This window comes from Marinobacter sp. UBA5687 (genome assembly GCF_002420325.1).
GTDB classification, from domain to species: domain Bacteria; phylum Pseudomonadota; class Gammaproteobacteria; order Pseudomonadales; family Oleiphilaceae; genus Marinobacter; species Marinobacter nauticus.
Genome location: NZ_DIHV01000103.1, coordinates 19,581 through 25,257, shown reverse-complemented (window position 1 = coordinate 25,257; position 5,677 = coordinate 19,581). Strand labels below are relative to the sequence as shown.

Below are 5,677 nucleotides of genomic sequence, written 5' to 3'. Positions count from 1 at the left end.
GGCTGCTGTACCCAAAGGAAGACCGCTTTATGCGGCACCAGATACTCGCAGCGCACCACTTCATAACCCTCTCTCAAGGTCAGGGTGGTAGGCTCTTTACCAGGTTCGAGTCTGAACTTGTGAATCGTTTTCATAGCTGCGCTCCTCTGGATACTGCGGAATACAATTCCATAATGGAGCAGTGCAGGCTTCGATAAAATAAGTTTTATTAAGCAAAAAACATCGACTTTTTCGAGGATTTAACAGCTTGGCGCCTAGCGCTCAAAGATCCCCTGACGAGCCTCGCAAATTGCCCTCACCCCCTCATGGGCCAGCTTTCGGCTTCGGGTGACGGCAAACAGCTGGTCTGTCACTTCATCGAGCGAAGCAATCAAAGCCACCTGATACTGCCGGCACACTTCATCCTGAATCATCGTAGGAGCCGCGAATACACCGACTCCCTCGCGACCAAACACCTTGATAAGGGCGCTGTCATCGACTCGGGCAACCAGGTTCATTCGCACATTATTGAGGTTGAACCAGTGCATCAGTTTCTCGAAATACGGCGCATCGGTGGCGTTCGCCAGCAGCGGCTGGTGGTTGAGGGAATGAGGAAAACCGGTTTTGAGCTTCTCCGCCAGTTCAGGTGCAGCGAACAGACTGATGGTAGACCGGGACAACGGATGAACCGCAAACCGCTCAGGTGATTCTGCCCGGGGCATTCTGTCGGTCAGCACCACATCCAGCTCTTTGCGCTTGAGGCTCAGCAGGAGATCTTCAGTCCGGCCGGTCCGGCATTCAAGCTGCACGGGCCGGTTCAGTTTCATCGAGGGGTGAAGAAGGTAATATGCAATCAGCTTGTGGATAGACGCCGATATGCCCGCAGACAGCGAAAGCGGCCTGTGTTCAGGCCCCGCCCTCAAGGTTTCAGACAACTGGCCGGTCAGCTCGAAGATTTCATCGGCATAACTGCGAACCATATGGCCGAGTTCTGTGAGTACCAGTTGCCGGCGCTCGCGGCTGAATAACCGGCCGCCCACCGCGCCCTCAAAGGTCGCAAGCTGGCCGCTGAGAGTCTGGGGAGCCAGGTCGAGTACCTCGCTGGCCCGGGCAATGGAGCCTTCGCGGCTAATTATCCAGAAATAATAGAGATGCCGGAGGTTCAGATTCTCCACATCGGTACCCTACTCCGCATTTGACAGTTCCCGACTATTTCTTGCGATAGATAATGCCGGGATGACACTGGACCATTTCATAGAGGTTGGGAAGCCCGTTCAAAGACTCAGAGGCCCCAAGAATCAGATAGCCCCCGGGGTTCAGCGCCCCATGCAGCCGGGTAAGGATGTCCTTTTTCAGATCCGCCGAAAAATAGATCAGCACATTTCGGCACATGATAATGTCGAACTTGCCGAGCATGTATCGGTCCAGCAGGTTCAATTCCTTGAATTCCACCATGGACTTGATTTGCGGGCGAATCTGCCACCCACCGTTAGCCGAGGGGGTAAAAAAGTGCTTCTGGCGTTCCGGGGATAGCCCCCGGCCGATGGCGATCATCTCATATTCGCCACGGCGGGCAACTTCCAGCACGCTTTTGGAGATGTCCGTTGCGGTGATTTTTACATCCCGTAGCTTACCTGGCCGGGTACGGCGGAACTCGTCCACCACCATGGCTACAGAGTACGGCTCCTGGCCAGTAGAACAGGCGGCAGACCAGATTCTCAGGGGCTGGAGTGAATTACGCTCGGCGAACTCCGGCAAGAGCTTTTCCTGCAGAATCCGGAACGGATGATTATCCCGAAACCACAGCGTCTCGTTGGTGGTCATCGCATCAATGACCACTTCGCGCAAGCCTGCCCTGCCAGTCCTCTGCAATCGTTCGAGAAGCTCTCCAAGGGAGTTCAGGCTGTTTTCTTCGAGTATCCGCCGAAGCCTGCTCTTCACAAGGTACTGCTTGTTATCACCCAGCAGAATGCCGCACGCATCCTGCAGGAACTTTTTAAAGGCTTCGTATTCCTGGGGCGTTATGTCCGCTTTCATTGGATCTCTTCGTGGGTGAAACCGTCAGCCGAGCATCAGTGCTGATCAATAATCTCCATTACTCGCTCGGCCAGCTCATCCGGGCTGAATTTCGCCATGAAATCGTCTGCGCCCACTTTCTGCACCATCGCCCGGTTAAAGACGCCACTCAGCGAGGTATGCAGCATGACATACATTTCTTTCAGCGCCGGGTCTTCTTTTATTCTGGTAACCAGGGTGTAGCCGTCCATTTCCGGCATCTCAACATCAGAGATAATCAAAGACAGGTGGTCGTTTGCTTTTGAACCGTCCTCGGTAATCTCCTTGAGATATTGTAGCGCCTGCCTGCCATCGTTTTTGGTAACCACTTCCATTCCGATAGCGGTCAAACAGCGCTCAATCTGCCTGCGAGCCACGGAAGAATCGTCCACCACCAGCACGGGCAAATGGCCGGGAACCCGTTCCGCACTTCGGCTGACCAGCTCTTCCGTCACATCTTCCCTGAGCGGAGAAACTTCTGCAAGAATCTTTTCTACATCTATGATTTCTACAAGTTTATCGTCAATCTTTGTAACCGCTGTCAGGTAGACATCCTTCCCCGCCCCCTTCGGCGGAGGGAGAATATCCTCCCAGTTCATATTCATGATCCGGTCTACGCCCGTTACCAGAAAGCCTTGGGTTTTACGGTTGTACTCCGTGATGATCACGAAACTGGTGGACAACTGCTCCTGCGGGATACCCGGCAAGCCAATCGACATACTCAGATCGATAATGGGAATGGTTTCACCACGGATGTGGGACACCCCTCGGACCACGCTCCGGCTGTTGGGAATCGACGAAAGCTTGGGGCACTGAAGCACTTCTTTGACCTTGAATACGTTAATGCCGTACATCTGCTGCCCCCGTAAACGGAACAGCAACAGTTCGAGCCGGTTCTGACCGACCAGCTGGGTGCGCTGGTTAACGCTGTCTAATACCCCTGCCATGATGCTTTACTCCTGGCGTGCCTATACCGGCATCAATATTGCATAGATCTTTGTAAAGTGGTTTCAGGCCTGTCCAAGACAAATCTTTGACGCCTGCAAACCTGTTAAGGGTTAACGGCCCAAGAACCCAAATCCTTAACGAATTTCGACAAAACACACAGATAAAGACAGCATAGGACAAACCGGTGCGTATGCGAATCATCTTTTTGGCTGCATTGTGCCTTTTACTGAGCCCGGTCACTCAGTCTTCAGAACGTACCACTGCTGAAACCATCCGCAACGCCGCCCAGATGTTTCTGGCCAGGTGGTCCGAAACCCTTGCAGCCGAGGGCTATGAAAGCAGCTATGAAGTCGGCGCCATTGATAGCCGCATCGCCCTTGCCGCCTGCAATCAGGATCTGAACACCGAATTTGCGGGCGATCCGCTGCAAACCACCAGCCCGTCTGTACTGGTATCGTGTAGTGGTGAACGCCCCTGGAAAATGTACGTGACCACCAGCGTTGAGGTTCATGGCCCTGCCCTGGTAGCGGCTCGCCCCCTGGCGCGCGGGGAGCGTTTGACACAGGATCTGGTAACCGTAAATTCGGTTCAGATCAACGCCAGTCGCCGCGGCGTACTCACCCGGAAGGAATCTGTTTCAGGCATGATGATGCGCCGCCCGGTGAATGCCGGCACGGTAATGACCCCGGATCTCCTTGAAGCCCCCAACGCGATTGAGCGGGGCGATCATGTTATTATCACCGCGCGTTCAGGCTCATTTTCGGTGTCTTCTCGCGGTAAAGCACTGGCGAGTGCAGGGGTTGGAGAGCAGGTTCTGGTAGAGAATCTCCGCTCGTCCCGGACAGTCAAAGCCCGTGCGGTTGGCCCCGGGCGGGTCGAAATTCCGATGTAAGGCAGCGAAGTAGCAAAAGCGGCAAATGTTTTCCGTTTTGTAACTAAAGTATGGCGCGGATTTGCCGTTAAGCAGATATAAACCCGAATACGCCACTTTGATGTGGCCCCAGGCAAGCAGGTATTGATATGTCAGTTGACTTAAATGGAATTGGCCCAGGCCAGGTCAACACCACTCGCACCACGGCCGACAAAGCCACAGGCAACCAGGGCTCACAGGCGCCAACTGGCGAACAAGCCAAGGCCCAAAGCCCCGCTGCCCGCGGTGAAAATGTGAACCTGAGCAATCAGGCAAAAAACCTGAAGCAACTTGAGCAGAAGCTGGGGGATTACCCCGAAATGGACGATGATCGCATCGAACAGATTCGTTCTGCTCTTGAGAACGGCACCTACAAGGTAGATGCTCAGAAACTGGCCCAGAAAATGCTTGAGATGGATAAAAGCATTTTCGGGTGAGTAAAGCATGAACGCACATGAACAGTTAAAAGCGATTCTTCAGGAAGATATCCGCCAGCTTGAGCTGCTGGCGGAACTTCTCCACCAGGAAAAATCCGTGCTCTCCTCTGCGGATATCCAGCCCCTGCAAGAAATGACCAGCCGGAAGAACCAGATTCTTGAAGGCGTTCGTGAACACGCCAAAAAGAAAATTCACCTGCTGGTGAATATGGGCTACAAGCCCAACGCAGGAGAGCCATCACGATTCATTCGGGCCGCGGGCATGGATGAGCTCCACCAACTCTGGAAAGACGCAGACGCCCGCTTGCGCGAATGCCAGGCCGTGAACCAGAACAACGGCCGAATTCTCGGGCACCTGCAAAAGCGCCTGTCACGTCTTACCGACATCTTCCGAGGCGCTTCCGCCCAACAGAAGCTCTATGGCGCCAAAGGCCAGCAGACCAACGTCTCAAGCACCAACATCCTGGCCAGCGCCTGATACACCAAGCGCCCAGAGAAAATAAAATGCCCGGAGATTTTCCGGGCATTTTTCGTTTCAGGGCAAGGTTTTCAGCGCGTGTAGATGGTCATCTGCGAATCGGGGTGAAAGCGGATATCCCGGATACTGACATTGCCCATGGGAGGTGTTTGCCCGCCCATCACACGAATGTTGTCCATCCGGATTTCCTCAATACGCTCAGGAAATGCCAGCCTCAGGCCTCCATCTTCCTGTAGCGAGTAGCGAGGCTCTGAGTCCCGGTAATGCACACCCGTAATCGTAAGGTCGGAATCCAGAAAGCTGAGCACCGGCACGAACACGTTGGCCGCCAGCCTGATTCCTTCCACCACGTCGACATCGGGGGAGTCACCCGAGGGATCGCCCTGGGCGCTGCCTGGCATGGAAGAGACCGCCTCCAGGCGCTCCATCAGGCCGATACCGCTTTGAGCAGACACTCCTGACATTTCTTCTTCCGACAAGGGCGTGAGACCGCCCCGTTCATAAAGCTCGCCCGCTTCAGCGCCAATCTGCGCTGCGTTGGTGTTGCTGGACGCCAGTGAAACCAGGGGCTGAAATGGCAGAGTGACCATGGTAACCAGCGCCGCTGCATTACGGTAACGGGACTGATGCTTGAGTACCCGGTGGAGCTCCCGCTCTGAGATCCAGCCGGCAGCGATTAACACCTCACCGAGGCGCTGGCCGGTTTCCCTCTGAGCCCGAAGCCCTTCTTCCAGCTGACCTTCAGACAGGTAGCCACGATTGATCAACAACCGGCCAAGCCGGGATTTCTCTTCAAAACCCTGACGGATTCTCACCAGATTCCTCCTGCAGTATCAGTGATCACCGTACAACCCGGCCCGGTATTCAACA

The 5,677-nt window shown here is 54.6% G+C and carries 8 protein-coding genes; 3 read left to right on the top strand and 5 right to left on the bottom strand.

Features of this window, described 5'->3' with window-relative positions; translation table 11 throughout:
* The 4 genes from B3Y70_RS17655 to B3Y70_RS10830 all read right to left on the bottom strand — a co-directional run.
* Positions 1 to 134 (bottom strand): DUF7352 domain-containing protein (locus B3Y70_RS17655; protein WP_422655532.1); only part of this gene is annotated, 134 nt, incomplete at its 3' end.
* A 120-nt stretch (positions 135 to 254) separates the two neighbouring features.
* Positions 255 to 1,154: a LysR family transcriptional regulator gene (locus tag B3Y70_RS10840; RefSeq protein ID WP_288589786.1), complete on the bottom strand. Its 900-nt coding sequence runs from the start codon at positions 1,152 to 1,154 to the stop codon at positions 255 to 257.
* A 34-nt stretch (positions 1,155 to 1,188) separates the two neighbouring features.
* Positions 1,189 to 2,016 (bottom strand): CheR family methyltransferase, encoded by an 828-nt coding sequence (locus B3Y70_RS10835; protein ID WP_288589784.1) that lies wholly within the window; start codon positions 2,014 to 2,016, stop codon positions 1,189 to 1,191.
* Positions 2,017 to 2,051: 35 nt separating this feature from the next.
* Positions 2,052 to 2,981, bottom strand: a complete 930-nt coding sequence (locus B3Y70_RS10830) for a chemotaxis protein CheV (RefSeq protein ID WP_286896395.1) — start codon at positions 2,979 to 2,981, stop codon at positions 2,052 to 2,054.
* Positions 2,982 to 3,166: 185 nt separating this feature from the next.
* On the opposite strand from B3Y70_RS10830, the gene flgA reads away from it, so the two are divergent.
* From flgA to B3Y70_RS10815, 3 genes are all read left to right on the top strand, one after another.
* Complete coding sequence (gene flgA / locus B3Y70_RS10825) at positions 3,167 to 3,874, top strand: flagellar basal body P-ring formation chaperone FlgA (RefSeq protein WP_288589782.1); 708 nt, start codon at positions 3,167 to 3,169, stop codon at positions 3,872 to 3,874.
* A gap of 128 nt (positions 3,875 to 4,002) precedes the next feature.
* On the top strand, positions 4,003 to 4,329 hold the full coding sequence (flgM, locus tag B3Y70_RS10820; protein ID WP_224848096.1) for a flagellar biosynthesis anti-sigma factor FlgM: 327 nt from the start codon (positions 4,003 to 4,005) through the stop codon (positions 4,327 to 4,329).
* Between the two features lie 7 nt (positions 4,330 to 4,336).
* Positions 4,337 to 4,807, top strand: a complete 471-nt coding sequence (locus B3Y70_RS10815; protein ID WP_286896390.1) for a flagella synthesis protein FlgN — start codon at positions 4,337 to 4,339, stop codon at positions 4,805 to 4,807.
* Positions 4,808 to 4,878: 71 nt separating this feature from the next.
* Here B3Y70_RS10815 and B3Y70_RS10810 read toward each other — a convergent pair whose 3' ends face one another.
* On the bottom strand, positions 4,879 to 5,622 hold the full coding sequence (locus B3Y70_RS10810) for a pilus assembly protein PilB (protein ID WP_288589778.1): 744 nt from the start codon (positions 5,620 to 5,622) through the stop codon (positions 4,879 to 4,881).
* Positions 5,623 to 5,677 lie beyond the last annotated feature (55 nt).

Excerpts from the sequence above, each read along its gene's own strand:
- B3Y70_RS10835 (WP_288589784.1), bottom strand. The coding sequence starts at position 2,016 with ATGAAAGCGGACATAACGCCCCAGGAATACGAAGCCTTTAAAAAGTTC.
- B3Y70_RS10830 (WP_286896395.1), bottom strand. The coding sequence starts at position 2,981 with ATGGCAGGGGTATTAGACAGCGTTAACCAGCGCACCCAGCTGGTCGGT.
- B3Y70_RS10815 (WP_286896390.1), top strand. The coding sequence starts at position 4,337 with ATGAACGCACATGAACAGTTAAAAGCGATTCTTCAGGAAGATATCCGC.
- flgM (WP_224848096.1), top strand. The coding sequence starts at position 4,003 with ATGTCAGTTGACTTAAATGGAATTGGCCCAGGCCAGGTCAACACCACT.